Raw genomic sequence first — 24,604 nt, forward strand, 5'->3', positions numbered from 1 at the left:
GGCCGCATTCCCGAGCGGAGCGCCTGTCCGGAGGCCATCGCACCGACGACGAGCGCGACCTGCCCGTCACGGCGTTCACAGCCTGACGCCGGACGCCCTGAGGAGGTAGGCGAGGTCGGGGGCGAGCTGGCGCGCGTACTGCACCGACGTGTGGAGGTAGTCGCCCTTGAGCACCGTCCCCGTCGTCGTCGTGAAGATGGGGCAGCGCCCGTCGACGCAGTACCAGTGGGTCGTGTCGACGAAGACCGCGCCCCGCACCTTCTTCTCCACGTCGCGCGTCCGTGCCCACCACGTCGGGATGCCGGTGACGCACCGACTCGGCGAGGCACCCGGCCGGTAGCAGTCGAGGAAGGCGACGCCGGGCATCGACGGCGCGACGATGACGACGGTGCCGACGCTGCCGCGCACCGAGTCGACGAACGCCTGGTCGGCGGCGAGCCACTCCTTCGCCGACGCCGTGCCCTTCGCCCTGGACTTGAGCCGCACCGCCCACGAGTAGGTCTCGGTCATGATGAGGACCTTCGGCTTCACCCGCCGCACGTAGTCGAGGACCATCTTGCGGTGGTTGACGCAGGGGACGGCCCACTCGTCCTTGCCGTAGTTGGCGTCGACGCCGTTGACGGCACACGCGATCTTCGTCATCCCGCGCACCTTGTAGGTCTTGCCGTAGGCCTTCTCGACGGTCGCGAGGAGCGGGAAGCCGATGGAGTCGCCGTAGACGATGATCTCGGGAGCGGAGCGGTTGCCGAAGGTGCACGACTCGGGGTCCTCGGCGTCGGTGGCGACGCAGGCGCTCATCGCGGCGCGCTGGTCGGCGGTCGTCTGCCACTGGTCCGGCGAGGGGTTGAGGTCGGCCGGCCACGAGCCCGAGGCGAGGGCCCCACGCAGACCGTTCTCGATGCGGGTTCCCGTCCTGCCCGGAGGGATCGGCTGCCAGCCCGTGGGCGTGGGCCTCGGTGCTGCGGTGGCCTTGGCGGAGGTCGTCGGCGACGGGGCGGGCGTGGTCGCAGATGGCGACGGCGCCTCGGTCGTCGCCGTCGCGTCGGGCACCTCGCCGGCCGGGGGCGGCACCGCGCCGTCCGGGTCGTCGGCCGCGACGACAGTCCCGCCCCCGAAGAGGTCCGGGCGGGTCGATGCCGCGCCGCCGACCGCGACGACGAGCAGCACGAGCGCCAGGGCGGCCGCGAGCATGCCGCGCCGCCGCACCCGCGGCGCGTCGAGGACCGGGCGCTCGACGAGGTGGTGCGAGATGACGGCCAGCGCCAGGGTCCCGGCGAGGACGATCGCCGCGCTCGTCGCCCCCGAGGTCGCGAGCACGACCGGGGCGAGCACGACGAGTGGGAAGTGCCAGAGGTAGAGCCCGTAGGAGATGTCGCCGAGGTAGCCGCTCACCGGGTTCGTGAGCAGCACCGCAGCGGGTGCCGCCGCGCCGATCCCCGCGACGAGCACGAGCGCCGTCCCCAGCGCGACCCCGAGCGCCGCCGGCCAGGGGACGCCCGTCTCCGGCGTCACGAGGAGGTATGCCGTCACGACCGTCGCGAGGCCCGCCCAGGACAGCGCGGTGCGGGCTGCGGGAGCCAGGCGCACGGCCCGCGCAGGCACCGTGGCGAGCGCGGCGCCGAGCGCGAGCTCCCACGCGCGGGTCAGCGTCGAGAAGTAGGCGGTGGTCGGGTCGGACGTGGTCTGCACGATCGCCCACACGAGAGAGGCCCCGCCGACGAGCGCTGCGAGCACGGCGACCGCGGTCCGGTGCCGGCGGATGCCGCCCGCGACGGCGACGGCGAGCACGACGAGCAGGGGCCACACGACGTAGAACTGCTCCTCGACCCCCAGGGACCAGTAGTGCAGCAGCGGCGACGGCGCGGAGCCGGCGTCGAAGTAGGTGTCGGCGCGGGCGGCGTAGTGCCAGTTCGCGGCGAAGAGCATCGCCCACAGTGCATCTGTGTGGATCGACGCGACCTTGGCGCCGGCCCACGCCCACGGCGCGATCGCGACGACTGCGGCGATGACGAGCAGCGCGAGGGGCAGGATGCGCCGCGCCCGGCGGATCCAGAAGGCACGCAGGGAGATCCGTCCCGATCGCTCCCGTTCGCGGACGAGGACCGCGGTGATGACGAATCCGGACACGACGAAGAAGGCGTCGACCCCGAGGTAGCCGCCGCTCGGCCAGCCGAAGAGGTGGAAGGCGATCACGGCGGTCACGGCCACGGCCCGGAGGCCCTGGATGTCCGCCCTACGCGGTCCCCCCACCGGACCGTCGTTCATGCGGGACAGCATGCACCGTGCGAGCCTCCGGGGAGGCGGTAACGCCGGTGCCGATGCGCTCCGGGCCGGACGTCGGGCCGGGCAGGACGGTGACCGCGAGGGCCAGGGCGGCGACGGCGAGCACGACCACGGCGCAGACGACGGCCGCCCACCCGCGACCCGACCAGGCGTAGCCGAGCAGCCAGCCGACGAGGGCCGACCCGCTGTAGTAGGCGACGTTGTAGAGCGCCGTCGCCTGGGCCCGGCCGGTCGCGGCGCGGGCGCCCACCCACGCGGAGGCCGTGGCGTGGGCGGCGAAGAAGCCGGCCGTGAGGACGAGCAGGCCGACGACGACGACCGGCAGCGCGCCCGAGAGCGTGAGCAGCGCGCCGCCGACCATGGTCACGGTGCCCCCGACGAGCACGCGGCGCCGTCCGAGACGCGGCACCCAGCGGCCGGTGAGGCGCGAGCTGACGGTGCCCGCGGCATACGCGGCGAAGATGAGCGACCCGACCGTCGCCGGCAGCGCGAACTCCGGGCCCTCGAGGCGGAAGGCGAGGTAGTTGTAGACCCCCACGAAGCCGCCCATGAGGAGGGCGCCCTGGGCATAGAGCGCGAGGAGCGCCGGGTCGCGCAGGCTCGTGCGTATGCCGTCGGCGACGGTGCGCGCGGTGGCGGCGGTCGTCGGCCGGTAGCCGCGCGGACGCGGCATGAGGCGCAGGAAGACGACGGACGCGGCGGCACACACGGCGGCGACGGTGAGCAGGGCCGGGCGCCACCCGACGACTCCCGCGAGGGGTCCGGCGATGAGCCGTCCGGCCGCGCCGCCGATGGTCGTGCCGGAGATGTAGGCAGCCGCCGCGGCCGCCGTGTGGCGGGCGTGCACCTCGTCGTGGAGGTAGGTGACGGCGAGTGCCGGGAGCCCGCCGAGCGCCATGCCCTCGACGAGCCGCAGGACGAGGAGGGCCTCGATCCCGGGCGCGAGCGCGACGGCGACGCCGAGCACGGTCGAGGCGACGATGGCGACCTGCATGGCCCGCAGCCGGCCGACCCGGTCGGCGACCCACGACCACGGCAGCACGGCGACGGCGACGCCCAGGGTCGCGAGGGAGACGGACAGTGCGGCGTCGGCGGGGCTGACCTGGAGGCCGCGGGCAAGGGTGGGGAGCAGGCCCTGCGGGGAGTAGAGCTGCGCGAAGGTCGCGATGCCCGCGGCGCCGAGCCCGACGAGGATGCGGCGGTACTCGCGGCTCGCGGGGAGGTGTCCGGCCCAGGTCATGCGCTCGACGCTAGGTCGCGGCTGGCGGGCCGCACCAATGCATACCACCGGCTCGACTCATACGCTCTGGGCATGAGACCTGCCGAGTTCCGCGCCGTCGTCAGGCTGCTGCCCGTCTTCGTCGTCGTCGCCGAGGTGGGGCAGGTGACGACCGCGGCGGCCGTCCTCGGTATGCCGCAGCCCACCGTCAGCAGGGCCCTCGCCCGGCTCGGCGACCTCCTCGGCACGCCCGTGGTCGAGCGCGACGGCCGTGGGATCGCGTTGACCGCGGCCGGCCGCGCGCTGCTGCCCTTCGCCCAGGAGGGTGTCGGGGCGCTCGAGCGCGGCGTCGACGTCGTGACCCGGTCGAGCGTCGTCGGCCACGGCACCGTCGGCCTGTCCTTCCAGACCCTGCTCGGCGAGGCCGTCGTCCCGGCGCTCATCCGACGCTTCCGCGACCGCTTCCCGGGGGTCCGGTTCGAGCTCGCTCAGGGCTCACGGCGCAAGGCCCTCGACGACATCGAGGCCGGACGCTGCACGGTCGCGCTCGTCGCGTCGCCCCCGGAGCTGCCCGGTGCGTCGACGACGGTGCTCTACGACGAGCCGCTCGTCGTCGCGGTCCACCGCTCGCACCCGGCCGCTGGTGCCGGCTCGGTCTCGGTCGAGCGTCTCGCCGCCGACGGACGCGACGAGCTCATCGTCCTCAAGACCGGCTTCGGCCTGCGCGGACGCGTCGAGGAGATCTACGCCGGTGTGGGCGTGCCGCTACGCGTGGCCTTCGAGGCCGAAGACGTCCACACCGCAAGGGGACTCGTCGGCGCGGGCCTCGGTGTCGCGATCCTGCCCGACTTCGCCCCGGAGGGTGACGTCGTGCCCGTCCGGCTCGACCACCCCCAGGCGCAGCGGACCATCGGCGTGATCGTGCGCAACCCCGCCCACGACCCGACGGTCGGGGCCTTCGAGGAGTTCGTCGCCCGGTCGGGGCGGCCGGTCGCGCTCGCCGCGCTCAGCCGGCCATCCTGAGGACCACGGCGATGAGGCCGCCGACGAGGAGGGCAGCCGCCGCGATGCCGGCGAAGACGAGCCCGATCCGCTGGTCGCGGCCCCGGCGCCCCTCGCCCTCCGTGGGCTCCGAACCGACCTGCTCGACGAGGTCCTGGGGGCCGGTCGGTCCTGCGTTCATGGGAGCTCCATCGGTCGGGTCCTGCGGATCACGGTGGCCGGGCACGGCAAACGAGCCTATCGCCGTGCAGGTCACGCGAGCCGTGGACGGGTGCGTCGGTGCGACACCGGCGCGCGATCAGACTGCCGTGGACTCGTCGATGAGGGAGCGGGCACGCCGAGGTCCTCGTGCAGGGTGCGGGCACCCCGGACGGGATCGCCGTCGAGACGGCTGGCGTGGCACAGCTCGGCGACGTCGGCGGTGGCGCCGGGGGCCGCGAGGTGGACCGTCGTGGACTTCGCGACGCGGCGCAGGGCCGGCGCGTTGGCGGCGAAGGCGGTGGCCCGGTGTGCCGCGACGACGACGGCTGCCGGCCGGAGGGTGCGACAGGTCATGGCGAGCTCGGCGGTGGGCGTGTTGGCACCGAGGTAGCAGGTGCGCCAGCCGAGGCGCGAGAGCACGATCGAGGTCGCCATGAGACCGAACTCGTGGTGCTCGCCCGGCATGCACGCGAGCACGGCGAGCGGCCCCTCGGGACGCTCCCCGGCACCCATGAGCACGGAGAGCCGCGAGCGCAGGACGTTGCTCGCGACGTGCTCCTGGGCGACGCCGATCGACCCGGTCGACCAGCGCTCGCCGACCTCGTGGAGATAGGGCAGGACGACGTGCGAGAGGGCGTCCTCGACGCCGAGCTCGTCGAAGACCTGGCTGAGGACGCGGTGGCCACCCGTCTCGTCGAAGGCTTCGAGCGTCGCCTCGAGGCGGTTCATCCACTCTCGGGGCGTGGTGCGGCGCGGCGTCGTCATGGCGTGCTCCTCGCGGGGGTCGGCGACCCGGCTCGCGGCTCGGGTCAGAACTGACGCGACGTACCCAGTGCGAGCTCGTCCCCCACGGCCGTGACCGAATCGTGCCCTGTCGTCGCAAAGTCGCTTGGCCGCGCCCCCGCGCGCCCACAGGATGGGGGTATGCCGTCCTCCGCGCCGACGCGCCCCACCACCCTCCTCGAGGTGGCGTGCGACGAGTCCGGCTCGGAGGGGGAGAAGCTCGTCCACGGCAGCACCGACACCTTCGCTCACGCGAGCGTCGACGTGACGACCGAGGCCGCGCTCGCCACGATCGAGCGGGTGCGCGTCGAGGCCCGTTCACCCGCGACCGAGGTGAAGGCCAGCGTCGTCCTGCGGCCGCAGAACCGCCGGTTGCTCGACTGGCTGCTCGGGGAGGACGGCCCGCTGCTCGGTCACGCCCACGTCCACCTCACCGACAAGGCGCTGCACCTGACCGGACGCATGGTGCTCCTGCTCGACGGGGAGTCCGCTGCGGGTCCCGACCTCGCCCGGCGGGCCGAGGTGCTGCACCGGACGGCGATGCGTCGGCTGGGAAGGGACGGCTGGGAGGCCGTGCTCGCCGACTTCAACGACGTCGTGCGGGCCCGCTCGCTCGACGAGGCTGCGGCGAGTGCGTGCGCCCTCCGGACCGGCCTCGCCGACCTCGTCGACGTCGCGCCGGACCTGCCCGCCGGCGTCCCCGCCGACTCCGAGAGCCTGCTCGTGCTCGTGGCGCGCGGACGTGGGGCGCTCGACCCGATCGTGCCGGCGCTCGCCGAGGTCCTGCGCCACTGGGGTGCGGCGGGTCGCCCCCTCTGGGTGGTCCACGACGTGCAGGCGACGCTCACCGACGCGGCGATCCGCGCGGCCGTCGGAGCGACCGCCGACGGGTCCTCGGACGCGCTCGAGGGCATCAGCTTCGTCGACTCGCAGCACGACCCGCGGGTGCAGATGGCCGACTTCCTCGCCGGCGCCGCCCGACGGATCGCCTCGCACGTGCTTGCGGGACAGGCGGATCCGGGACTCGTGCACCTCATCGCGCCGTACGTGAGCGCACGCTCGACCTGGCCCGACGCCTGGCCGTGAAGCCGGGCTGTCAGGGCCTCAGAGGTCGCTCATCATCGAGACGCTGCACGACCCGGCCCGGGTGGCCACCTGGTGCGGGGTCGACACGGACGGCAGGCGCACGTCCGCGAATGACGTCGTGACGACAGGGGCGGCAGGGGTCACCGCCCGAGGTGCGGCGGCGGCCGTCGATCCGGCCAGAGCCGTGAGGGCGACGAGTGCCGAGCCCGCGACGGCGGTCAGGGCGCTCCGACGGGTCAGCCTGCTGCGGCGCGTGTCCATCCATCCAGTGTGCGCCTGCACTGCCGCCGGGTCCATGGTCCTGTGCACCCTCGCGCGCAGGGGACCCGACGGCATACGCAGTCGTCAGGCGGTGGGGAGGCGCGTGACCCAGAAGGGCGCGGTGTCGGGCGAGGGGATCCCGAAGCGCGCGTTGACGACCCACAGCGACCCGAGGGCGGCCGTCGCGGTCGACGGGACGTCGAGCGCGGCGTCGGTGAGCGTGGCGACCCACCGGGCCCGCCATCCGCCGCCGTCGCGGCGCAGCCGCACGACGCTGACGTCCTGCGGTCCGCTCCCGCGCACGTTGTAGAGCGTCCGGCCCACGAGCTCCAGCCCGTCGCCGCTCGTGATCGGGGGTCCTCCGGTGACGGGGATGGGACGGGCCACGCCCGACCCCGGGTCGACCTGCCAGAGCCCGCCCACCCGGCTGTGGTTGAGCACGACGGGTCCATGGGGGAGGGCGCGGATACCGTTGGCGTTGAAGGTGTTCGGAGGGCTGGTCGGCCAGTCGCCGGTGAGGGCCACGAACTCGGCCGGGGCGCCGGAGGGACGGCCTTGGCGGGTGAGCCGGACGACGGTGAGGCGGTCGACGTTCGAGTCGGTGGCCCACACGGCCTGGCGGGTGACGACGAGGTCGTTGAGGAAGCCCGCACCCGGGACGACCGTGTCGCCGACGACGGCACCCGACCGGGCGTCCACGGCCCAGACGTGTCCGACGGTGCCGAGGGAGCCGACCGCCCAGACGAGCCCGGTCCGGTGGTCGAAGTAGAGGCCGCGCAGCGACCTGCCGGCCTCCGGGGCGAGCAGGGTGCGGACCGCACCGGTGCGGAGGTCGCCGGTGACGATGCGCCCGTCGGCGACCGACCCGACGTAGAAGGAGGGACCCGGACCGGACGTGATGCCCTCGGGGCGGGTCCCGACCGGGAGGTCGATGCTCGACGGGAGGCCGCCCCCGCGGCGCTCTTCGGCGGAGGCGACGGGAGTGGTCAGGGCGGTGACGGCGACGGCAGCGGCCGAGCCGAGGACGAGGCGACGCGAAGGAGTGCCATGGTGCACGGCGTTGTGGTTGTCCATCCTCCATGCTGGGCGCACGGCCGCCCAGAAATCGAGGGTCGGGCGGTGAACCTTTGACGCGGGTGTGTCGTTGCAGTGGCCGCGGCACACCCGCGCCCGCACGGGTCGCGAACCTCGGTCAGCGGAAGAGGTCGAGCTTCCCGTACTTCTCGGCCAGCAGGTAGTAGACGGTGACGCGGTTCTTCGTGTGGTCGCCCTTGAGCACCTGACCGACCTCTGCCAGGGAGGCGTCGAGGTCGGCGTCGGAGTCGGTGAGTGCGAGCTTCTTCTTCATGAAGCCGTCGCGGACGCGGTCGGTCTCGGCCTTGTCGGTGAACGCCACGAGTGCCGAGTCGCGCTTCTGCAGTGCGATGCCGCAGTGCCGGACGATGCCCTTGATCGCGGCGTCGTCGGCGTCGGGTGCGTACTTCCTGACGTCTGCTGCCCAGTCTTCTGCCATGTGCCGTGCCCCTCTTCGTTGAATGGCTGGAACACGAGCGACGCTAAACCCGCGGCGGTCGCCTGAGAAGAGCCCCGGGGTGAATGTTCACCCCGAGGCTCCTGCACGCCGGCTCCCAGGCCGGTCGGACGCGTCAGGCGGTGAGCCTGGCCCAGGTGCGGACCCCCACGACCCCATCGGCCGTGAGGCCGCGGGACTGCTGGAAGGCCTGGGTCTTCGTCGCCGTCATCGCGCCGAAGACGCCGTCGGCCGTGAGCGTGTAGCCGCGGTGCGTCAGCAGCTTCTGCGCCGCGACGACGGACTGCCCGGTGGAGCCGCGCTTGACGGACACGACGAGCGCCGACCACGTCTTCGGGCCGACGACGCCGTCGGCGGCGAGGCCCTTGGAGCGCTGGAAGGAGATGACGCGGCTCTGCGTGGTCGGGCCGAACGAGCCGTCCACGGTGAGGCTGAAGCCGCGCTGGCGCAGCAGGTGCTGGATGGCCGTCACGCGGAAGCCGCTCGCGCCGCGCCTGACCGTCGTCCAGGCGATCGGCGCGGGTGTCGGCGTGCCGACCCCACCGCCGATGCGCTGGGCGAGGGCCGCGAGCCGGGCGTCGCCGGGGCGCACGTTGATCTCGAAGTGCATCTCGTCCTTGCGGCCCGAGTAGTCGCCGCCCCAGCGGACCACTCCGTTGCAGGAGCTGAGGATCGAGCGGATGTGCGAGCGCTGCGTCGCCGTGAAGGTGCCGGACGTGCCGAGCGGGTGGCGCGGCGCGTTGAGGTCGATGGCCGTGCCGCTCGAGTGGTTCGACAGCGACGTGCTGCCCGAGATGACGCGGTAGCTGTGGCCCCAGCACCAGCCCTTGACGAGCGCCTCGACCTCGCTGTTGAACCGACGCGCGACGTAGCCGAGCACGACGTGCACGTCGCCCCGGCGGACGCCGGCGGGGAAGGTCGCGGCCCCGACCGACAGGGTGCTGAGTGGCACGACGGACGACGATCCGGCCGGCCAGCCGTTCTGCGACGTCGCGGCCTGAGCGGCGGTCGCCGTGGCGGCAACGAGCCCGCCCCCGATGAGGAGGCCGCCCGCGCCGCGGATCAGCGTGCGGCGGCCGACGGCGGGACCGGTGGTTTCGTGGAGCTCACACATGACTACCCCTGAGCGTGTGTCGGTGGCGTGGACGCGGGCGCGTCCGCAGCGCCGACGCTAGGGGCGGGCGGCGTTGCGGTACATGGGGAGGACTCCCCGGCCGGACGCCACCAGGGCGTCGCCGAGGGAGGTGCGCCAGTAGAGCACCTCGCGTCCAGACCGTCGGCGCAGCACCGTGCCGGACGCGAGCAGCACCTTGAGGTGGTCGCCGACCGAGCCGAGCGGCATACCCGTGCGGGCGACGAGCGCGCTCGTGCTCGAGGGTCCGTCCAGGCTGCGCAGCAGCCGGGCGCGGGCGACACCGACGAGCCGCTCGAGCCCGTCGTCGGCCTGGCCGTCCACCTCGGCGAGCGCTCCGGTCACGGGGTAGTAGATGGCGTAGCGGCGTGGGAGGTCCCAGCCGACCCACGTCGCGGTCCCGTGCGCGGGCACGAAGTAGAGGTCGGCGTCGTCGTCGAGCACGCGTGAGGGCAGGTCGTAGCGGTTGATCCGCAGCTGCCCGTCGCCGAGCCACTCGCGGTCGCGGCCGAGGTCGCGCAGCACGGCTGCCCAGCCGTGGGTCGCGAGGCGAGCCGTGCGCGAGACGATGTCGGCGCGCAGGATGCGCTCCCGACGCGCCCAGTCGGTGGCGAGCGCGTGGGTCCACACCCACTCGAGCAGCTGGGCTGCGTGCTCGGCCGTGCCCGGTCGGCTCAGGCTGCGTGGCAGGGACGTCTCGGGGCTGCTCTCGCGCAGGTGAGCGCGAACTCGCTTGTCCCCCAAGGCTCGCACGTCGTCGACCTCGTCGGCGAAACTGCGGCCCGGACCGTCGGGCGGGAGTGCGAGCCAGTCGGAGATCCACCCCCGGCGCCAGCTGTGCTCGAGGACGGCCCGCCGCACCGGGTGCTCGTCGAGCATCGCCTCGAAGGACTCGCGGTGGGCTGCCGCGAAGGCCCGACCCGCGGCGTCACTCGGACGCACGAGGTCGTTGAGGGCGGCGACCGTCTCGATGCGTGGGGACACGACGAAGCGACTCCGCGCCAGCAGGTCGGCCGAGATCCGCCACGTTCCCATGTTTCGCCTCCGTCCGAAAGATTAGTGGGCGACGGCCCGAGCCGTCAGGGTGGAGCAAGTGAAGACCTACCGCCAGCTGTTCGCCATCCGTGAGTTCCGGGTCCTCTTCCTCGTCCAGTGCATCAACATCGGGTCGTATGCCGTCGCGTCCCTCGCGCTCGGCACCATCACCTTCGCCGCCACGGGGTCGCCGGTCCTCACGGCCCTCGCGATGTTCGGCGCGCCCCTCATGCGGATCGTCGGCCAGACCCTCTTCGGCTCCGGCTCCGACCTGGTCCGCCCGCGCACCGCGCTGCTGCTCGTCTTCACGACGACGATGGTCACCGACCTGCTCCAGGCGCTCCCCGGTCTCGCGTGGGGCTGGCGCTTCGCGCTGCTCGCCGTCGGCCCGCTCATCACCTCGGCCCTCGGCGGCAGCATGATGGCGCTCGTCTCCGACATCCTCCCGCCCGACGGCTTCATCCTCGGCCGGGCGACGATGAACATCGCGGTCGGCGGCATGCAGATCGTCGGCTACGGCATCGGTGGATTGCTCCTCATCACCTTCACGACGACCGAGCTCTTCCTCGGCTCGGCGGCGGCCCTCTTCGTCGCCGTGGTGCTGCTGCGCCTCGGCCTCTCCGACCACCCGCCGCGGCATGCAGGCGCGTCCCTCGTGCGCCGGACCTGCGAGGTGAACCGGGCGCTGCTCGGGTCGCGCGTCATCCGCCCGATCTATCTGACGTTGTGGGTTCCCAACGGCCTGATCGTCGGGTGCGAGGCGCTCTTCGTGCCGTTCGCGGGCGAGCGCGCGGGCTACCTCTTCGCCGTCACCGCCGCCGGCATGCTGCTCGGCGACGTCGTCGTTGGTCGCTTCCTCGCCGTCGCGGTCCGCGACCGCCTCATCGGCCCGTTGCGCCTGCTGCTCGCCGTGCCCTACCTCGCCTTCTTCGCCGTCCCGTCGCTGCCGTATGCCGCCGCGATCGCCTTCGTGGCGTCGGTGGGCTACTCGGCGAGCCTGCCCCTGCAGGAGCGGCTGGTGACCCACACCGACGGTCGGGCCCGGGGGCAGGTCTTCGGGCTCCAGGGCACGGGCCTCATGGTCGGTCAGGCCCTCGGGGCGCTGCTCGGGGGTGCGGTGGCGAGCGCCCTGGGGATGGGACCGGTCGCCGCCGCGCACGCGATGGCGGTCATGGCGGTCGCCTCGGTGGTCGTCTCGCTCGCCCTCACTCCGGGTCTGCGCCGGTCGCGGCCGGGGGCCGAGGTCCTCCAGGGCGCCGCCGCCTGAGGGGTCGCACCGGAGGGGCCGCCACGCTGAACCGCGCGGCGCGGCGCCGGACGAACCGGGTGCCGAGGTCGGTGGGAGCGCCGGTCGGCGGGGTCGCGGCGGCGCGGTAGAACCACCGCTTGCCGAGCTCGACGAGCACGAGGTGGCCGATGACCATGACGACGAGCGCGGCGAAGAAGCCGCCGGGAAGCGGGGCGAAGCCGAGGGGTGCCGCGAGCGGACTGGCCGGCAGCACCGCGCCGACGAGGACGACGCCGAGGGCGGCCAGCGTCAGCGGCAGGCTCGGGTGGCTCCGGAAGAAGGGGACCGTCCGCGTCCGGATGGCGAAGATGACAAGACTCTGGGTGGCGAGCGACTCGACGAACCAGCCGGATCGGGACAGCTGTGCGACCCGATGGCCACGACGACGCCCCGGCCGCTGCCGGCGTGGACGACCGTGCCCATGAGCGCGCAGCCGGAGAGCTCGGCGAGCGTGGCGGTCTCGGCCACGGGCTCGGTGGACTTCGGGACGGGCTGGGACTCCCCGGTCAGCACCGACTCGTCGCACTCGAGCCGGACGACCGAGACGAGGCGGATGTCGGCCGGCACGACCTCCCCGAGGCTGAGCTCGACCACGTGCCCCGGCACGAGCGTCGTCACGTCGACGCGGCCGAACGCCCCTCCGCGCAGCACGACGGCCTCGTGGGTGCCTGCGCGTGGAGCGAGGCGGCCGCCTTCTCGGCGCGGTACTCGTTGACGAACCCGAGCCCCACGGAGGCGATGACGATGATGCCGATGATGACGGCGTCCCCCTGCTCGCCGACGAAGGACGACGCCGTCGCGGCGACGAGCAGGCCGAGCAGGGGTGAGTTCAGCTGATGCCACAGGACCGTGAGGACGCGCGCGTGGTGGGTCGCGATCGCGTTCGGGCCGAAGGCGATCCGTCGCTGCTCGACCTCGCCGGCCCCCAGCCCGAGTGACGGGTCCACGCCGAGCGACTCGAGCACGTCGGGTGCGGCCCGTCCCGCGGCAGCGCGGATCGACGCCGTCGCGCTGCTGGGTGCCAGCAGCCCGGAGGTCACCTCCCGGGGGTCAGGAGACGAGTCCGCGTCGTCGCGCGATGGCGGCCGCCTCGGTGCGGCCGGAGGCACCGAGCTTGGCGAGCAGGTTGGAGACGTGGACGCTCACGGTCTTGGTGCTGATGTAGAGCTGCTTGCCGATCTGGCCGTTGGTCAGGCCCTGCGCGAGCAGCGCCAGCACCTCGACCTCGCGCGGTGTGAGGTCGGGTGTGGCACCACCTGGGCGCACTGCGTCGAGCTCGGCGAGCAGCGGCTTGGCCTCGAGCCGGACCGCGACCTCCCGGGCCTGCTCGGCGACCGCGCGGTAGCCGGCGTCGTCGCCCGCCGCCCGCAGCGCCTCGGAGAGTCGCGCCCGTGAGCGGGCGGTCTCGAAGACGTGCCCGTAGCGCTCGAACGCCGCGACGCTCTCGCGCCACGCCTCGACGAGCTCGTCGACCGGCGGCGGGTCCTCGACCCCGGCGACCCGTTGCAGCCGGAGCACCTCGGCCTCGAGCCGGGCGGTCCAGGCCCAGGTCTCGCGGCTCGTGTCCTCGAGCGACTCGACCGCCGCACGCTCGAACTTCGGGCGGCTCGCCTTCTCGACCGCGGGACGCAGCTCGCTGATGAGCCGTGCGCGGTCGGCGAGCTCGTCGACGAGGGCGACGGCCCGAGCCCGCAGCGCGGGGTCGGCGCGCGGCACGAGCGCCGCGGCCTGCCCCGCCACGAGCGCGGCCAGCCGCACGACGGCGTGGTACTCGCCCCATGCCGCGTCGAGGAAGCGGACCGCCTCGTCGGTCAGGTCGAGCATCCCGGCGAGGTCGCCCGCCTCGCCGAGCACGTCGACCGCCGGCATCGTCGTCAGGACGACGCAGAGTCCGTCGACCGGCCACCACTCCCGCAGCGCGCCGATGAGGTCGGGGTCGACCGGCTCACCCCGACCGGCGTGCACGAGCAGGGCGGCAGCGGTGAAGATCGTGCGCCCCGGCTGCGGTGCCGGGCGGCCCGCGAGGTCGAGGCGCCGGGTCGCGCCGTCCCAGTCGCCGAGCTCGTATGCCGTGAGCCCGCCGAGGAGGCGGCACTCCTGCCCCCAGGGTGCCCACTCGCGGTGCATCCGCCGCGCGACGTCGGCGCCGCGGTCGTAGAGCGCGAGCGACCCGGGCAGGTCACCGCGCCGGTGCGCGAGCGAGGCCAGCTGGTGCAGGGCGCGCAGCAGGAGGGGGTCGTCGGGGTCGATGTCGGCCACGACCGACCGCAGGTGCGTCTCGACCGAGTCGAGGTCCTCCTGGGCCTCGAGGACGCGGGCCATGATCGTGCGCACCTCGGCGAGCGCGCCGCCCATGCCGAGCCGCTCCGCGAGCAGCGACACCTCGTTGCCGACCACGGCGGCCTCGACGAACGAGCCGTGGTCGACGAGCGCCTGCACGCGGGCGACGAGCACGCGGACCCGGCGCTCGTCGGCCTCCTCACCGATCAGCGACAGGGCCTCGTCGGTCAGCGCGATGGAGTCGATCGGCAGGTCGAGGACGCGCGACCGGATGACGAGCGTCGCGAGCAGGTCGGCGCGCGCACCCGGCTGCTGGGCCGTGCCCGGGTGGTCGAGGCGGTCGCGCAGGAGGTCCATGGCCCGGATCGGCTCGCCGGCGACCATGGCTGCGCGCGAGGCCCGGAGGGTCACCTCGTCGCGCTCGGGGTCGTCCTCGTCGATCCAGGAGAGGGCTCGCTCGAGGAGGAGCAGCGCCTCCTGCGGGCCGCCGACGGCCATGGCCGACTCGGCCGCCGCACGGCTCGCCCGGACCGCCGTCGGCAGGTCACCCACCGCAGCGGCGTGGCGGGCGAGCTCGGACGCGGGGGCGAGCTCGGGGCGCTCGGCCAGCACGGCGGCATACGCCCGGTGGAGCCGGAGGCGCTCGCCCGGGAGGAGGCTGTCGGCGACGGCCTCGCCGAGGAGAGCGTGGCGGAAGGTGTAGGCCGGCGGCCACCGGGCCTCGAGCACGTGGTGCTCGACGGCTGCGGCGAGCGCCCCCTCGAGCGTCTCGTCGGGGAGGGCGACGACCCGCGAGAGGAGGTCGTGGCCGATGAACTGGCCGCCCTTGAGGGCGATCGCCCTGAGCACGTGCTGCGCGGTGTCGTCGAGCTGCTCGACGCGGGCTCGGAGCACCCGGCTCAGGCCGCCGGTCAGGGCCTGCCCTGCGGCGGCGCTCGCGACGAGCTCTTCGGCGAAGAACGGGTTGCCCGCGGACCGGCGGGCGATCTCGGCGTTCGTCTCGTCGTCGGTGGGGGCTCCCTCGATGCCGGAGACGAGCTCTCGGACGGCGTCGTCGGGGAGCGGGGCGAGCTCGACGTGCTCGAGCCCCGCGATGCGCGCCCACACGGCGAGCGTCTCGTGGAGGGGGTGACGGCGGTAGAGGTCGTCGGAGCGGTAGGTCACGACGAGCCCGACCGCGTGGGCGAAGCCGCGGGTGAGCAGGAGGGTGATGAGGTCACGCGAGGAGTGGTCGGCCCAGTGGACGTCCTCGACGACGACGAGCGACGGCTGCGCGTCGCCGAGCGTCGACAGCAGGGCGTGGACGGCCTCGGCGACCTGGCCGGGGTCGGTGGCCCGGCCGGCGCGCTCCAGGTCGTGGGCCTCGGCGCGGCCCGGGAGCAGGTGGCCGAGGCTGGGGTGCGTCTCGAGCACGCGCTCGACGACGTCGGGGTGGCCCGCGTCGATGGCGCCGACGAGCTCGACGAACGGGAGGTAGGCGAGGCTGCTGCCGGCCTGGCCGACGCAGTGGCCGACCGCCGTGAACCAGTCGGCCGCGGTGGCGTCGGCGACGAGCTGGCCGACGATCCGCGACTTGCCGATGCCGGCGTCGCCCGACAGCACGACGACGCCACCGGGCTGGCCACCCGGGGTCGGGCGCAGTCCGATGGCGTCGGCGAGGTGGGACAGGTCGGTGTCCCGCCCGATGAGGGGGCCGGTGCTGAGCGGCATACGCGGAATCATCGCGTACTCCGCCGACAGCAGCGGGACGGTTGGCGACACGGGTCGCGTCGCCGTCGTCACCGCGTGCGGCCCGGGTTGTTCTCCTCTCGGGAGATCCGCGCCAGGGTGCGGCGCATGATCTCGAGCGACGAGTCGCGGCGGACGCGACGACGCTGCGGGTAGCGGGACTCGATCTCGACCTGGACGGTGCGGAAGTCGATGTACTGGGTGATCATGGTCTTTCCTCTGCTCGTGCCGTTTCTGGACTCCTCCAGACTCGGTCGCTGAGGTAGACCCCCACATCGGACGACCTCCCTATCCCTGCCGTCCTCCTACCTCAGATCGATGCCCGTATGCCGCCTGGACGTGTCTGAGGTAGGCGCGCGGTCCCGCGCTACGCGGGCGGGAAGGCTCGGGCGAGCCGGGCCCGCACCGATGACACGTCGACCGTCGGCGGCACGGTGTCGCGGGCGGACGGGAGTGCCGTGATGAGCTGCACGAGGCGCTTGGACCCCAGCACGTGGACGCCGCGGGTCTCGAAGGCGCCGCCGATGAGCGGCCAGTCGCCGGCGACGAAGCACAGCGCACCTGTCATGGGGACGGTCGGGTCGTCGAGGGCCGTGCGCACGAGGTCCACCTGCTTGAGCACGCCGTCGACCAGCGAGGAGCAGTCCCGACCACCGACGACGAGCGTCTCGGTCCGGGGGCGGAACAGGCCGCCCTCGACGCGGAGGGCGGGGCGGCCCGTGTACTTCTTCGCGTCGACGACGAAGACGCCCCGACGCGAGATGACGATGTGGTCGATATTGGCTCGCGTCCTGGGGATCCGTCGGTCGTGGAGCACGGCGAGGTCGTCACCCACGAGCGAGTCGAGGCGGGCGCCGACGATCTGCTCGCCCTCCGCGCCGGTGTCCCAGGCGCGCGTGCTCTGCGGCTCCTCGGTGATGGCGAGCAGGAAACCTCCGATGCGTGGGAACCGCTCTCGGACCCGCCGCTCCCGGGCGTCGCGTCGCCGCTCGAACTCACGTCGCGCAGAGCCGCCCGCCGGCCCACTGGGCTCGGGCTCGAGTTCAGGACCCGGGTGCTCCTCCGCGGTCGGCACCTGGGTGACGGCGACCGGCTGGGCACCGGCCGGGCACTCCAGACAGCGGACGGTCCGTCTCGACCTCTCGTAGACGGCCCTCGTCCCGGCTGGGAGGTCGGTGCCGCACTCACGGCACGTGCCGGCATACCGAAGACTCATGCGCTTGACGCCGCCGACCTCGGCGGCCTCCCCCGTGCTCACGCGGGACAGGGTAGGTCGGGCCGACCGGGTCGCGCAGGCCAACCGTGAACTCGGTGGCTCAGCCGAGGAGGAGGGCGACCGCGATGGTGAACATGACGACGGCGATCGCGACGTCGAGGACGCGCCACGTGGCGGGACGCGCGAAGAGTGGCGCGAGCAGGCGCGCGCCGTAGCCGAGCGACGTGAACCACGCGACGCTGGCCACGGCGGCCCCGGCGGCGAACCACCACCGTCCGTCGGGGCCGTGCTGGTTGGCGAGCGACCCGACGAGCAGCACGGTGTCGAGGTAGACGTGCGGGTTGAGCCAGGTCAGCGCGAGCACGGTCGCGAGCACCCCGCTCCGCGACCGCTGGGTGCCGCCGACCTCCAGACCCTTGGGGTGTCGCGCGTTGCGCAGGCACAGCACGCCGTAGCCGACGAGGTATGCCGCCCCGACCCATCGCACGACGGTCAGCAGTCCCGGGTGGGCCGTGACGAGACCGCCGACGCCGAGCACCCCGGCGGCGACGAGCACCGCGTCGCTCAGCGCGCAGACGGCGACGACGAGCCCGACGTGGTGGCGCGCGAGACCGGTGCGGAGCACATAGGCGTTCTGCGCGCCGATGGCCACGATGAGCGAGGCCATGGTCAGGAAGCCGGGCAGGAAGGAGGTCACGCCCTCGACGGTAGGCCGATGGGGGACTTCAGTGAAGCGACAGTTCCTACAGCATCATTAGCATGGCTTCATGAGGCTCCAGCCCGAGCACCTCGCGACCCTGCTCGCCATCGTCGACACGGGGACCTTCGACGCCGCCGCTCGTCGGCTGCACGTGACGCCCTCCGCCGTGAGCCAGCGGGTCAAGGCGCTCGAGGCGGAGCTCGGCCAGGTCGTCGTCGTGCGCACCACCCCGTGCCGACCCACGTCGGCCGGGGAGGCCCTCGTCCGGCTCGCGCGGCAGCAGAGCCTGCTCGAGTCGGAGGCGCTCGCGTCTCTCGCCACCGACGGCCGGCCCCGCAGCGACCTGCCGATCGTCGTCAACGCCGACTCGATGTCGACGTGGTTCGGCGCCGTGCTGGCGGAGGCGGCCGCCTGGGACGACGTCGTGCTGCGGCTGCGGGTCGAGGACCAGGACCACTCGGCCCGGCTGCTGCGTTCGGGTGAGGTGCTCGGCGCCGTGACCTCCGACCCGACGCCGGTGCAGGGCTGCTCGACCGAGCCACTCGTGACGATGCGCTACCTGCCCGCCGCGACACCTCGGCTCCTCGAGCGGCATCGTGGCGGACGCGGGATCGACTGGGCTGCAATGCCACTCGTGCGCTTCAACGAGAAGGACGACATCCAGCAGCGCATCCTCGACCGGCACGGCGTCACCGGTGCGCCGCCGACGCACGAGGTGCCCGACGGTGGCGGCTTCGTGGCGGCGGTCCGATCCGGGCTCGGCTGGGGCGCGCTCCTCACGACGCAGCTGGCACCTCTGCTCGACTCCGGCGAGCTCGTGCGCCTCGGCGCGCGTGACCACGTCGACGTCCAGCTCTACTGGCAGCGGTGGCGGCTGCCGTCGGCTCAGCTCGAGCGGCTGAGCGACACGGTGCGGCGCGAGGCGGCGCGTGCCGGCATCCGTCCGGATCGCGGCAGCGCGCGGTTGCGCCGGCAGCCCGGCCCGCGCGGTCCTGGCTGATCATCGGCGCCGGGCCTGGAGCCGGGCTATGTTGGGCGGGACGGACGTCCCGCACGTCCCGCCCGAGCGCGGGACCCCGCGCGAGGAGGCAGACCGAGTGACTGACGCGGCCGTGCCACCCGGCTCCCCGACGGACGTCGATCCGGCGAGCATCGTCCGATCCAGGGCCTATCTGTCCGCCCTGCTGCTCGCGGCGCTGCTCGGCGTCCCGATCTCGGCCGTCGCCTACGGCTTCCTGGCGCTGACAGGGGCGCTCCAGGCGTACCTCTTCGACGACCTTCCGTCGGGCCTCTTCCAGGGTGGCACCCCGGCCTGGTGGCCGCTGCCCTGGCTGATGCTCAGCGGCCTGCTGGTGTCCCTGACGATCCGCCATCTGCCGGGCACGGCGGGTCACTCACCGGCGCTCGGCTTCACGACCGGATCCGGCCCAGCCGCGAGCCGTGACCTCCCTGGCATCGTGCTCGCGGCGCTGGCCACGCTCAGCCTCGGCGCGGTGCTCGGCCCGGAGGCGCCGCTCATCGCGATCGGCGGTGGGTTGGCGGCCCTCGCGGTGCGCCTTGCCAAGAAGGATGCCCCACCGATGGCGGTCACGGTCATGGCGTCGGCGGGCAGCTTCGCCGCCGTGAGCACGTTGCTCGGCTCACCCCTCCTGGGTGCCTTCCTCATCATGGAGGCGGCCGGCATCGCCGGGGCGACCCTCAGCCTGGTCGCCCTGCCCGGCCTTCTCGCGTCCGGCATCGGAGCCCTGGTGTTCGTGGGGCTGGACGTCTGGACGGGGCTCGGCACCTTCTCGCTCGCGCTCACGACCGTGCCTCCGGCGGTCACGCCCACGCTCGCGTCTCTGCTGTGGGCGGGGCCGGTCGGCATCCTCGGGGCCCTGCTCGGCTGGGCCATCCGACGGCTCGGGCTGACCGTGCGGCCCCTCGTGCACCGCAACCGGGTGCCGGTGACCGTGGGCCTGGGCCTGCTCATCGGCCTCTGTGCCACCGCCTACCAGGTCACCACCGGACACGAGTTCAGCCAGGTGCTGTTCTCCGGGCAGGACGCCCTGCCCGAGCTCGTCGCGAATGCCGGGGGCTACTCGCTGGGCGTGCTCCTGCTGCTCGGGCTGTTCAAGGCGCTTGCCTACGGTCTATCGCTCAGCGCCTTCCGCGGTGGCCCCGTGTTCCCGTCGATGTTCATCGGGGCCGTGCTGGGCATCGCCCTGAGCGGCCTGCCCGGCATGGACCTGGCCCCCGCCATCGGCATGGGTATCGGCGCGATGTGCTGCGCCATGCTCCGGCTGCCCCTCACCTCCGTGCTCCTCGCGACCGTGCTGATGGGCACCGACGGACTCACCATCACGCCCCAGGTGGTCGTCGCGGTGGTCGTGGCGTTCGTCGTCACCGCAGTGCTGCCGGCGTCGGGGGCACCAGAGGCAGGGGTGTCGGCGCGACCAGCGGCCCCGGACGCCGGCTCCGGACGAGCCACCGACCCGTCGACAGGGGCGAGCCGAGGATGAGGGTGCGACCAGCACGCCTGAACGCGGCGATCGCCGGGCTCTTCATGGCCGGCTCGGCGTGTTTCGTGCTGGGCTCCGTGCCTGCCTATCTGAATGCCGTCGGGGGATGGGTCGATGGCGTCACCTATGTCGTCGGCTCGGTCTTCTTCACCAGCGCCTCGTACTGCCAGCTCGTGCAGTCGCAGAGCCCCTCGACGACCGCCGTCGACGAGGTCACCCAGCACCAGCCCATCCGGGTGCGTCTGTGGGGCTGGCTGCCGCGCGACCGCAACTGGCTCGCCGCGGTCGTCCAGTTCCCCGGCACGCTGTTCTTCAACATCAGCACCATCGCCGCCCTGGCCCACAATGCGACAGCGGCCGAGTCCGACCGCTACGTGTGGCGCCCGGACCTCTACGGGTCGGTGCTCTTCCTCGTGTCGAGCGCCTGCGCCGTGCTCGCGGTCTCGGACCGGTTGCTCAGCCTCCAGCCCCAGTCGTTCCCGTGGCGGATCGCCTGGCTCAACATGCTCGGCTCCGTGCTCTTCATGGCCTCGGCGCTCGCCAGCTTCGTCGTGCCGAGCACCGACGCGCTGCTGGGCGCGCATGTCGCCGTTGCCGGGACCTTCTGGGGGGCCGCCTGCTTCCTCGTCGGCGCGGCACTCATGCTCCCGGCCTGGCGTCGTGCCGTCGCCATCGCCACGGCCGCGAGTCCCTAGACCACGCCCCTGTCCAACCGAAGGAGAACGCGCATGTCCACCCCGTCCGAGATCAACGCCATCGCAGCCCTCTACGGCAACCGGTTCGCGACCGAGGAGGTGCCCAGCCGCGAGTTCCCGGCCACGGGGATGAGTGCAGTGGACGCGATGCGCCTCGTCGCCGAGGACCTCGCCCTCGAAGGAGATCCGGGGCGCAACCTCGCGACCTTCGTCACCACGTGGATGGAGCCCGAGGCGCAGCAGATCATCGCGGAGAACCTGCACCGCAACTTCATCGACCACGCCGAGTACCCGCGCACGGCCGAGATCGAGCAGCGCTGCATCCGGATGCTCGCCGATCTGTTCCACGCGCCGGGAGAGACCACCGGGGCACGCACCCAGGGCTCGTCCGAGGCGATCATGCTGGGCGGCCTTTCGCTCAAGTGGAACTGGCGCACCCGTCGCCAGGCGGAGGGAGGCTCCACCGAGAGCCCGAACCTGGTCTTCGGAGGCGACGTCCACGTCGTCTGGGAGAAGTTCTGCCGCTACTTCGACGTCGAGCCGCGGGTCGTGCCGCTCCAGCCCGGGAAGTACACGATCGGTCCGGAGGACGTCGCGCCGCACGTGGACGAGAACACGATCGGAGTCGCCGCCGTACTCGGCACGACCTTCACCGGCCACAAGGACGACGTCGTCGGCATCAACGACCTCCTCGTGCAGATCAAGCAGGAGCGTGGCCTCGACGTGCCGCTGCACATCGACGGGGCCAGCGGTGGCTTCGTGTGGCCGTTCCTCTACCCGGACTCACGCTGGGACTTCCGGCTCGAGCAGGTGCGGTCGATCAACGTCTCGGGACACAAGTTCGGCCTGGTCTATCCGGGCATCGGCTGGCTGATCTTCCGGGAGGTCGCCGACCTGGCACCGGATCTGGTCTTCAAGGAGAACTACCTCGGCAAGACCGACTCGACCTTCACCCTGAACTTCTCGACGGGGTCGGCGATGGTGCTGGCGCAGTACTACAACCTCGTGCGCTACGGCCGTGAGGGCTACACCTACATCATGCGCAACATGCAGGCGAACGCCCGGATGCTCGGCGACCAGCTCGAGGCGATGGGGCGTTTCGAGCTGATCGGCCGGCACGAGGAGCAGCTCCCGCTCGTCGCCTTCCTCCTGTCCGGCGAACACGAGTACGACGAGTTCGACATCGCCTGGCAGCTGTCTGCCGAGCGCGGCTGGATGGTGCCCGCCTACACGCTGCCGCCCGACGCCCAGGACATCACGATCATGCGTGCCCTGGTCAAGGAGACGATGAGTCGCGAGCACGTCGACACCCTGGCCCGTGACATCGAGGACGCCTGCACGACGCTTGCGGCCAAGGGTGGGGCACACGAGTCGGAGCGAGCCAAGATGGTCATCGGTTCGGGCCACTGACCGGCAGCTGCGTCATCGACCGCCCGCGGCGCCGGCCCGCGCCGCGGAGGCCTGCCACGCCCGCCACGCGGCATACCCCCCGATGACGTCGGTGGCGCGGTGGATGCCGAGGTCCTGGAGGGCGGCGGCCGCGAGACTGGACGTGTAGCCCTCCTGGCAGAGCACGATCACCTCGAGGTCGTGGCTGGCGATCGGCAGCGACGCGTCGCTCGCGGGATCGAACCGCCACTCGAGGACGTTGCGCTCGATGACGACCGCGAAGGGGAGCTCGCCCTCGGCCTCGCGCTGCGCCGCGGGTCGGATGTCGACGATGACCGCTCCTCGCTCGCGCGCGGCATCGGCCTCGGCCGGGGTCACGCGCGTGAGGCGGGCACGGGCCTCGGCGAGGATCTCGTCGATCGTGCGGGGCCGTGGCGGGCTCACCAGTCGATCCCGACCTCGGCCTGCTCCTCGACCTCGAGCACTCCGTCGACGGCCCGGTAGTTCGTCATGGAGGTCAGCTTGGGCCCGTACACGTGCAGGCTGACGGCCGGGTCGGACCCGGCGTTCGTCACCCGGTGCAGGTGGCGGGTGCCGAACGTCCGCTGGTCGCCGGGCGTGAGCCTGACTCCCGGGCCGGTCACCCGTCGGACGTCGTCGAGGGCGGCTGCCGAGCGGTAGCCGGCGACCTCCTCGGTCAGGACGCCCTGGAGCACGACGAACGACCCGGCGCTGCCACCGTGGTCGTGCCACGGCGTCCCCTGACCGGGCAGCCAGGTGAGCAGCCAGGCCTCGTGGTCGTGGTCGGCGAGGAGCCGTGCGTAGAAGCGGCTGATGGGGTCGAAGTCGACGAGCCCCTGCCACAGGGTGCGTTGACGGGCGAGTCGACGGGCGGTGTCGGCGAGGTCGACGGAGATGCGCTGGGCGCCGCGGGACATGGTCGTGCCTTTCGGGATGGGGGGAGTGGGCGGGGCGCTCGGGAGCGGGTGCGGCGGCGGGCTCTCGGCCTCAGCGCGCGGCTCGGCTCCCGAGCGGGCGACAGCAGGCCCGCATCTCTACATAACCAATCCTTGCCATAAGAGAAACGTTAACTTATGTATGCGTCGGGCTGCAAGGTGCCCACGGTCTGGCGGGATGTCGCCGACTCCTGACCGGAAAACAGGCGGCGCGCTGTCGGTGCCGACGCCTACGGTCTGGGGGTGACCGTGGACTCCCGCACCGCATCCGAGGCCCCGACCGGCAGTCGCCGCGCGAGGTGGCTCGTGCTCGGCGCCGTGGCCGTGACCCTCCTCCTCTGGGCCTCGGCGTTCGTCGCGATCCGGCACCTCGGCCGCGACGTCCCGCCGGGCGCGCTCTCACTGGGGCGCCTCCTCGTCGCGTCGGTCGCGCTCGGGGTGCTCGTCTTCCGCCGACCGCGCACGTGGCCGGCCGCGCGCGACTGGCCACTGCTCCTGCTCTGCGGAGTCGGCTGGTTCGGCATCTACAACCTCGCCCTCAACGAGGCCGAGCGGCGCATCGACGCCGGCACGTCTGCTCTCATCGTGCAGATCGGACCGATCATCGTGGCACTGCTCGCCACCGTCTTCCTCGGCGAGAGGATGTCCCGCTGGCTGCTCATCGGCATGGCCGTCGGCTTCGCCGGCGTCGTCGTCATCGCGCGCGGGTTCTCCTCAGGGGACTCCGGCGACATGGTCGGCGTCTGGCTCGCCGTCCTCGCCGCGGTGACGTATGCCGTGGGCGTCCTCGCGCAGAAGCCCCTCCTCGGGCGGCTGCCGGGCCCGGAGGTCACGTGGCTCGCCTGCATCATCGGCGCGGTCGTCTGCCTGCCGTGGACCGGCGAGCTCGTCACGGTGGTCCGCGACAGCGATGCCAGCACCCTGTGGTGGATCGCCTACCTCGGGATCTTCCCGACCGCCATCGCCTTCTCGACGTGGGCCTACGTCCTGGCGCGCAGCGATGCCGGCACGCTGACCCTGACCACCTTCCTCGTGCCCTTCGTCGCGACGCTCATCGCCTGGGCGCTGCTCTCCGAGGTGCCCCCACCCCTGACCTTCGTCGGTGGCGCCCTGTGCATCGCGGGCGTCCTGCTGACGCGACGGAAGCCTCCGTCCACGCCCGTCGTCGACGGCTGAGGTCGTCGAATCAGGCTGCGCTGCAAGTGGATCGGGCGACATCGGGCTGTGGGTAGCCCTTCCCAAAGTGTCGAACATGTGTTCTGCATATCTGCTTAGGTGAAGTCGGGTATGCCGGTTTCTGGTTTGAGAAGGTCCTTGA

General features: G+C 73.0%; 26 protein-coding genes. 8 read left to right on the top strand and 18 right to left on the bottom strand.

Going from position 1 to position 24,604, the window contains the following annotated elements:
- Positions 1 to 75: 75 nt before the first annotated feature.
- Positions 76 to 2,265: an acyltransferase family protein gene (locus ASG96_RS20725; RefSeq protein ID WP_162262062.1), complete on the bottom strand. Its 2,190-nt coding sequence runs from the start codon at positions 2,263 to 2,265 to the stop codon at positions 76 to 78.
- Positions 2,234 to 3,523 (bottom strand): MFS transporter, encoded by a 1,290-nt coding sequence (locus tag ASG96_RS20730; protein WP_057589184.1) that lies wholly within the window; start codon positions 3,521 to 3,523, stop codon positions 2,234 to 2,236. The genes ASG96_RS20725 and ASG96_RS20730 overlap by 32 nt, the downstream gene beginning before the upstream one ends.
- Before the next feature lie 72 nt (positions 3,524 to 3,595).
- Here ASG96_RS20730 and ASG96_RS20735 point away from each other — a divergent pair, with 72 nt between their 5' ends.
- On the top strand, positions 3,596 to 4,525 hold the full coding sequence (locus tag ASG96_RS20735) for a LysR family transcriptional regulator (protein ID WP_057589185.1): 930 nt from the start codon (positions 3,596 to 3,598) through the stop codon (positions 4,523 to 4,525).
- Here ASG96_RS20735 and ASG96_RS23445 read toward each other — a convergent pair.
- Both ASG96_RS23445 and ASG96_RS20740 read right to left on the bottom strand, forming a co-directional pair.
- Entirely contained in the window at positions 4,509 to 4,685 is a 177-nt protein-coding gene (locus ASG96_RS23445; RefSeq protein WP_157611085.1) for a hypothetical protein, read from the bottom strand. The genes ASG96_RS20735 and ASG96_RS23445 overlap by 17 nt on opposite strands.
- Positions 4,686 to 4,756: 71 nt before the next feature.
- The gene (locus tag ASG96_RS20740) at positions 4,757 to 5,470 is read right to left on the bottom strand and encodes a B12-binding domain-containing protein (protein WP_057589186.1); all 714 of its coding nucleotides are present in this window, start codon (positions 5,468 to 5,470) and stop codon (positions 4,757 to 4,759) included.
- A 159-nt stretch (positions 5,471 to 5,629) separates the two neighbouring features.
- Between ASG96_RS20740 and ASG96_RS20745 the strand changes: the two genes are divergently transcribed.
- Positions 5,630 to 6,574 (top strand): DUF3800 domain-containing protein, encoded by a 945-nt coding sequence (locus tag ASG96_RS20745; RefSeq protein WP_082591921.1) that lies wholly within the window; start codon positions 5,630 to 5,632, stop codon positions 6,572 to 6,574.
- An 18-nt stretch (positions 6,575 to 6,592) separates the two neighbouring features.
- Here the strand turns inward: ASG96_RS20745 and ASG96_RS20750 are convergent, their stop codons facing one another.
- From ASG96_RS20750 to ASG96_RS20770, 5 genes are all read right to left on the bottom strand, one after another.
- Positions 6,593 to 6,835: a hypothetical protein gene (locus ASG96_RS20750; protein ID WP_057589187.1), complete on the bottom strand. Its 243-nt coding sequence runs from the start codon at positions 6,833 to 6,835 to the stop codon at positions 6,593 to 6,595.
- Positions 6,836 to 6,919: 84 nt separating this feature from the next.
- The gene (locus ASG96_RS20755; RefSeq protein ID WP_056755276.1) at positions 6,920 to 7,909 is read right to left on the bottom strand and encodes a hypothetical protein; all 990 of its coding nucleotides are present in this window, start codon (positions 7,907 to 7,909) and stop codon (positions 6,920 to 6,922) included.
- 118 nt (positions 7,910 to 8,027) lie between these two features.
- Entirely contained in the window at positions 8,028 to 8,348 is a 321-nt protein-coding gene (locus ASG96_RS20760; protein ID WP_056755279.1) for a DUF2853 family protein, read from the bottom strand.
- A gap of 133 nt (positions 8,349 to 8,481) precedes the next feature.
- A complete protein-coding gene (locus ASG96_RS20765; protein ID WP_056755282.1) occupies positions 8,482 to 9,480 on the bottom strand; it encodes a peptidoglycan-binding protein in 999 nt (332 codons plus the stop codon).
- Positions 9,481 to 9,537: 57 nt separating this feature from the next.
- On the bottom strand, positions 9,538 to 10,533 hold the full coding sequence (locus ASG96_RS20770) for a helix-turn-helix transcriptional regulator (RefSeq protein WP_056755284.1): 996 nt from the start codon (positions 10,531 to 10,533) through the stop codon (positions 9,538 to 9,540).
- 58 nt (positions 10,534 to 10,591) lie between these two features.
- Between ASG96_RS20770 and ASG96_RS20775 the strand changes: the two genes are divergently transcribed.
- Positions 10,592 to 11,800: an MFS transporter gene (locus tag ASG96_RS20775; RefSeq protein ID WP_057589189.1), complete on the top strand. Its 1,209-nt coding sequence runs from the start codon at positions 10,592 to 10,594 to the stop codon at positions 11,798 to 11,800.
- On the opposite strand, the gene ASG96_RS20780 is transcribed toward ASG96_RS20775, so the two are convergent.
- From ASG96_RS20780 to ASG96_RS20805, 7 genes are all read right to left on the bottom strand, one after another.
- Positions 11,739 to 12,182 (bottom strand): cation transporting ATPase C-terminal domain-containing protein, encoded by a 444-nt coding sequence (locus ASG96_RS20780; protein ID WP_369813642.1) that lies wholly within the window; start codon positions 12,180 to 12,182, stop codon positions 11,739 to 11,741. The genes ASG96_RS20775 and ASG96_RS20780 overlap by 62 nt on opposite strands.
- Positions 12,071 to 12,472 carry a hypothetical protein gene (locus ASG96_RS23890; protein WP_056755292.1) on the bottom strand — a complete coding sequence of 134 codons (402 nt, stop codon included), beginning with the start codon at positions 12,470 to 12,472 and terminating at the stop codon, positions 12,071 to 12,073. The genes ASG96_RS20780 and ASG96_RS23890 overlap by 112 nt, the downstream gene beginning before the upstream one ends.
- A complete protein-coding gene (locus tag ASG96_RS23895; protein ID WP_056755295.1) occupies positions 12,436 to 12,861 on the bottom strand; it encodes a cation-transporting P-type ATPase in 426 nt (141 codons plus the stop codon). Before ASG96_RS23895 ends, ASG96_RS23890 begins: the two co-directional genes overlap by 37 nt.
- 10 nt (positions 12,862 to 12,871) lie before the next feature.
- Entirely contained in the window at positions 12,872 to 15,811 is a 2,940-nt protein-coding gene (locus ASG96_RS24565; RefSeq protein ID WP_304437887.1) for a helix-turn-helix transcriptional regulator, read from the bottom strand.
- 68 nt (positions 15,812 to 15,879) lie between these two features.
- Positions 15,880 to 16,038 (bottom strand): hypothetical protein, encoded by a 159-nt coding sequence (locus ASG96_RS23450; RefSeq protein WP_157611086.1) that lies wholly within the window; start codon positions 16,036 to 16,038, stop codon positions 15,880 to 15,882.
- A gap of 158 nt (positions 16,039 to 16,196) precedes the next feature.
- Entirely contained in the window at positions 16,197 to 17,087 is an 891-nt protein-coding gene (locus ASG96_RS20800) for a nuclease-related domain-containing protein (RefSeq protein WP_082591923.1), read from the bottom strand.
- A 58-nt stretch (positions 17,088 to 17,145) separates the two neighbouring features.
- Positions 17,146 to 17,742 carry a LysE/ArgO family amino acid transporter gene (locus ASG96_RS20805; RefSeq protein WP_235509245.1) on the bottom strand — a complete coding sequence of 199 codons (597 nt, stop codon included), beginning with the start codon at positions 17,740 to 17,742 and terminating at the stop codon, positions 17,146 to 17,148.
- 70 nt (positions 17,743 to 17,812) lie between these two features.
- On the opposite strand from ASG96_RS20805, the gene ASG96_RS20810 reads away from it, so the two are divergent.
- The 4 genes from ASG96_RS20810 to ASG96_RS20825 all read left to right on the top strand — a co-directional run bounded on the left by ASG96_RS20810 (position 17,813) and on the right by ASG96_RS20825 (position 22,351).
- A complete protein-coding gene (locus tag ASG96_RS20810; protein WP_057589191.1) occupies positions 17,813 to 18,745 on the top strand; it encodes a LysR family transcriptional regulator ArgP in 933 nt (310 codons plus the stop codon).
- A 97-nt stretch (positions 18,746 to 18,842) separates the two neighbouring features.
- Positions 18,843 to 20,246 (top strand): chloride channel protein, encoded by a 1,404-nt coding sequence (locus ASG96_RS20815; RefSeq protein WP_057589193.1) that lies wholly within the window; start codon positions 18,843 to 18,845, stop codon positions 20,244 to 20,246.
- Positions 20,247 to 20,248: 2 nt separating this feature from the next.
- Entirely contained in the window at positions 20,249 to 20,941 is a 693-nt protein-coding gene (locus tag ASG96_RS20820) for a hypothetical protein (protein WP_235509246.1), read from the top strand.
- Positions 20,942 to 20,974: 33 nt separating this feature from the next.
- Positions 20,975 to 22,351 carry a glutamate decarboxylase gene (locus ASG96_RS20825; RefSeq protein ID WP_057589197.1) on the top strand — a complete coding sequence of 459 codons (1,377 nt, stop codon included), beginning with the start codon at positions 20,975 to 20,977 and terminating at the stop codon, positions 22,349 to 22,351.
- A 12-nt stretch (positions 22,352 to 22,363) separates the two neighbouring features.
- On the opposite strand, the gene ASG96_RS20830 is transcribed toward ASG96_RS20825, so the two are convergent.
- Together ASG96_RS20830 and ASG96_RS20835 are read right to left on the bottom strand one after the other, a co-directional pair.
- A complete protein-coding gene (locus ASG96_RS20830) occupies positions 22,364 to 22,774 on the bottom strand; it encodes a rhodanese-like domain-containing protein (protein ID WP_200958593.1) in 411 nt (136 codons plus the stop codon).
- Positions 22,771 to 23,268 (bottom strand): cysteine dioxygenase family protein, encoded by a 498-nt coding sequence (locus ASG96_RS20835; protein WP_056755308.1) that lies wholly within the window; start codon positions 23,266 to 23,268, stop codon positions 22,771 to 22,773. Before ASG96_RS20835 ends, ASG96_RS20830 begins: the two co-directional genes overlap by 4 nt.
- A gap of 261 nt (positions 23,269 to 23,529) precedes the next feature.
- Between ASG96_RS20835 and ASG96_RS20840 the strand changes: the two genes are divergently transcribed.
- The gene (locus tag ASG96_RS20840; protein ID WP_235509247.1) at positions 23,530 to 24,462 is read left to right on the top strand and encodes a DMT family transporter; all 933 of its coding nucleotides are present in this window, start codon (positions 23,530 to 23,532) and stop codon (positions 24,460 to 24,462) included.
- The last annotated feature ends 142 nt before the right edge of the window (positions 24,463 to 24,604 follow it).

The organism is Terrabacter sp. Soil810 (genome assembly GCF_001429645.1).
GTDB lineage: Bacteria > Actinomycetota > Actinomycetes > Actinomycetales > Dermatophilaceae > Terrabacter.

Coding starts and splice junctions, on each gene's coding strand:
- ASG96_RS20725 (WP_162262062.1), bottom strand. CDS start 2,265: ATGAACGACGGTCCGGTGGGGGGACCGCGTAGGGCGGACATCCAGGGC.
- ASG96_RS20730 (WP_057589184.1), bottom strand. CDS start 3,523: ATGACCTGGGCCGGACACCTCCCCGCGAGCCGCGAGTACCGCCGCATC.
- ASG96_RS20735 (WP_057589185.1), top strand. CDS start 3,596: ATGAGACCTGCCGAGTTCCGCGCCGTCGTCAGGCTGCTGCCCGTCTTC.
- ASG96_RS23445 (WP_157611085.1), bottom strand. CDS start 4,685: ATGAACGCAGGACCGACCGGCCCCCAGGACCTCGTCGAGCAGGTCGGT.
- ASG96_RS20740 (WP_057589186.1), bottom strand. CDS start 5,470: ATGACGACGCCGCGCCGCACCACGCCCCGAGAGTGGATGAACCGCCTC.
- ASG96_RS20745 (WP_082591921.1), top strand. CDS start 5,630: ATGCCGTCCTCCGCGCCGACGCGCCCCACCACCCTCCTCGAGGTGGCG.
- ASG96_RS20750 (WP_057589187.1), bottom strand. CDS start 6,835: ATGGACACGCGCCGCAGCAGGCTGACCCGTCGGAGCGCCCTGACCGCC.
- ASG96_RS20755 (WP_056755276.1), bottom strand. CDS start 7,909: ATGGACAACCACAACGCCGTGCACCATGGCACTCCTTCGCGTCGCCTC.
- ASG96_RS20760 (WP_056755279.1), bottom strand. CDS start 8,348: ATGGCAGAAGACTGGGCAGCAGACGTCAGGAAGTACGCACCCGACGCC.
- ASG96_RS20765 (WP_056755282.1), bottom strand. CDS start 9,480: ATGTGTGAGCTCCACGAAACCACCGGTCCCGCCGTCGGCCGCCGCACG.
- ASG96_RS20770 (WP_056755284.1), bottom strand. CDS start 10,533: ATGGGAACGTGGCGGATCTCGGCCGACCTGCTGGCGCGGAGTCGCTTC.
- ASG96_RS24565 (WP_304437887.1), bottom strand. CDS start 15,811: ATGCCGCTCAGCACCGGCCCCCTCATCGGGCGGGACACCGACCTGTCC.
- ASG96_RS23450 (WP_157611086.1), bottom strand. CDS start 16,038: ATGATCACCCAGTACATCGACTTCCGCACCGTCCAGGTCGAGATCGAG.
- ASG96_RS20810 (WP_057589191.1), top strand. CDS start 17,813: ATGAGGCTCCAGCCCGAGCACCTCGCGACCCTGCTCGCCATCGTCGAC.
- ASG96_RS20825 (WP_057589197.1), top strand. CDS start 20,975: ATGTCCACCCCGTCCGAGATCAACGCCATCGCAGCCCTCTACGGCAAC.
- ASG96_RS20835 (WP_056755308.1), bottom strand. CDS start 23,268: ATGTCCCGCGGCGCCCAGCGCATCTCCGTCGACCTCGCCGACACCGCC.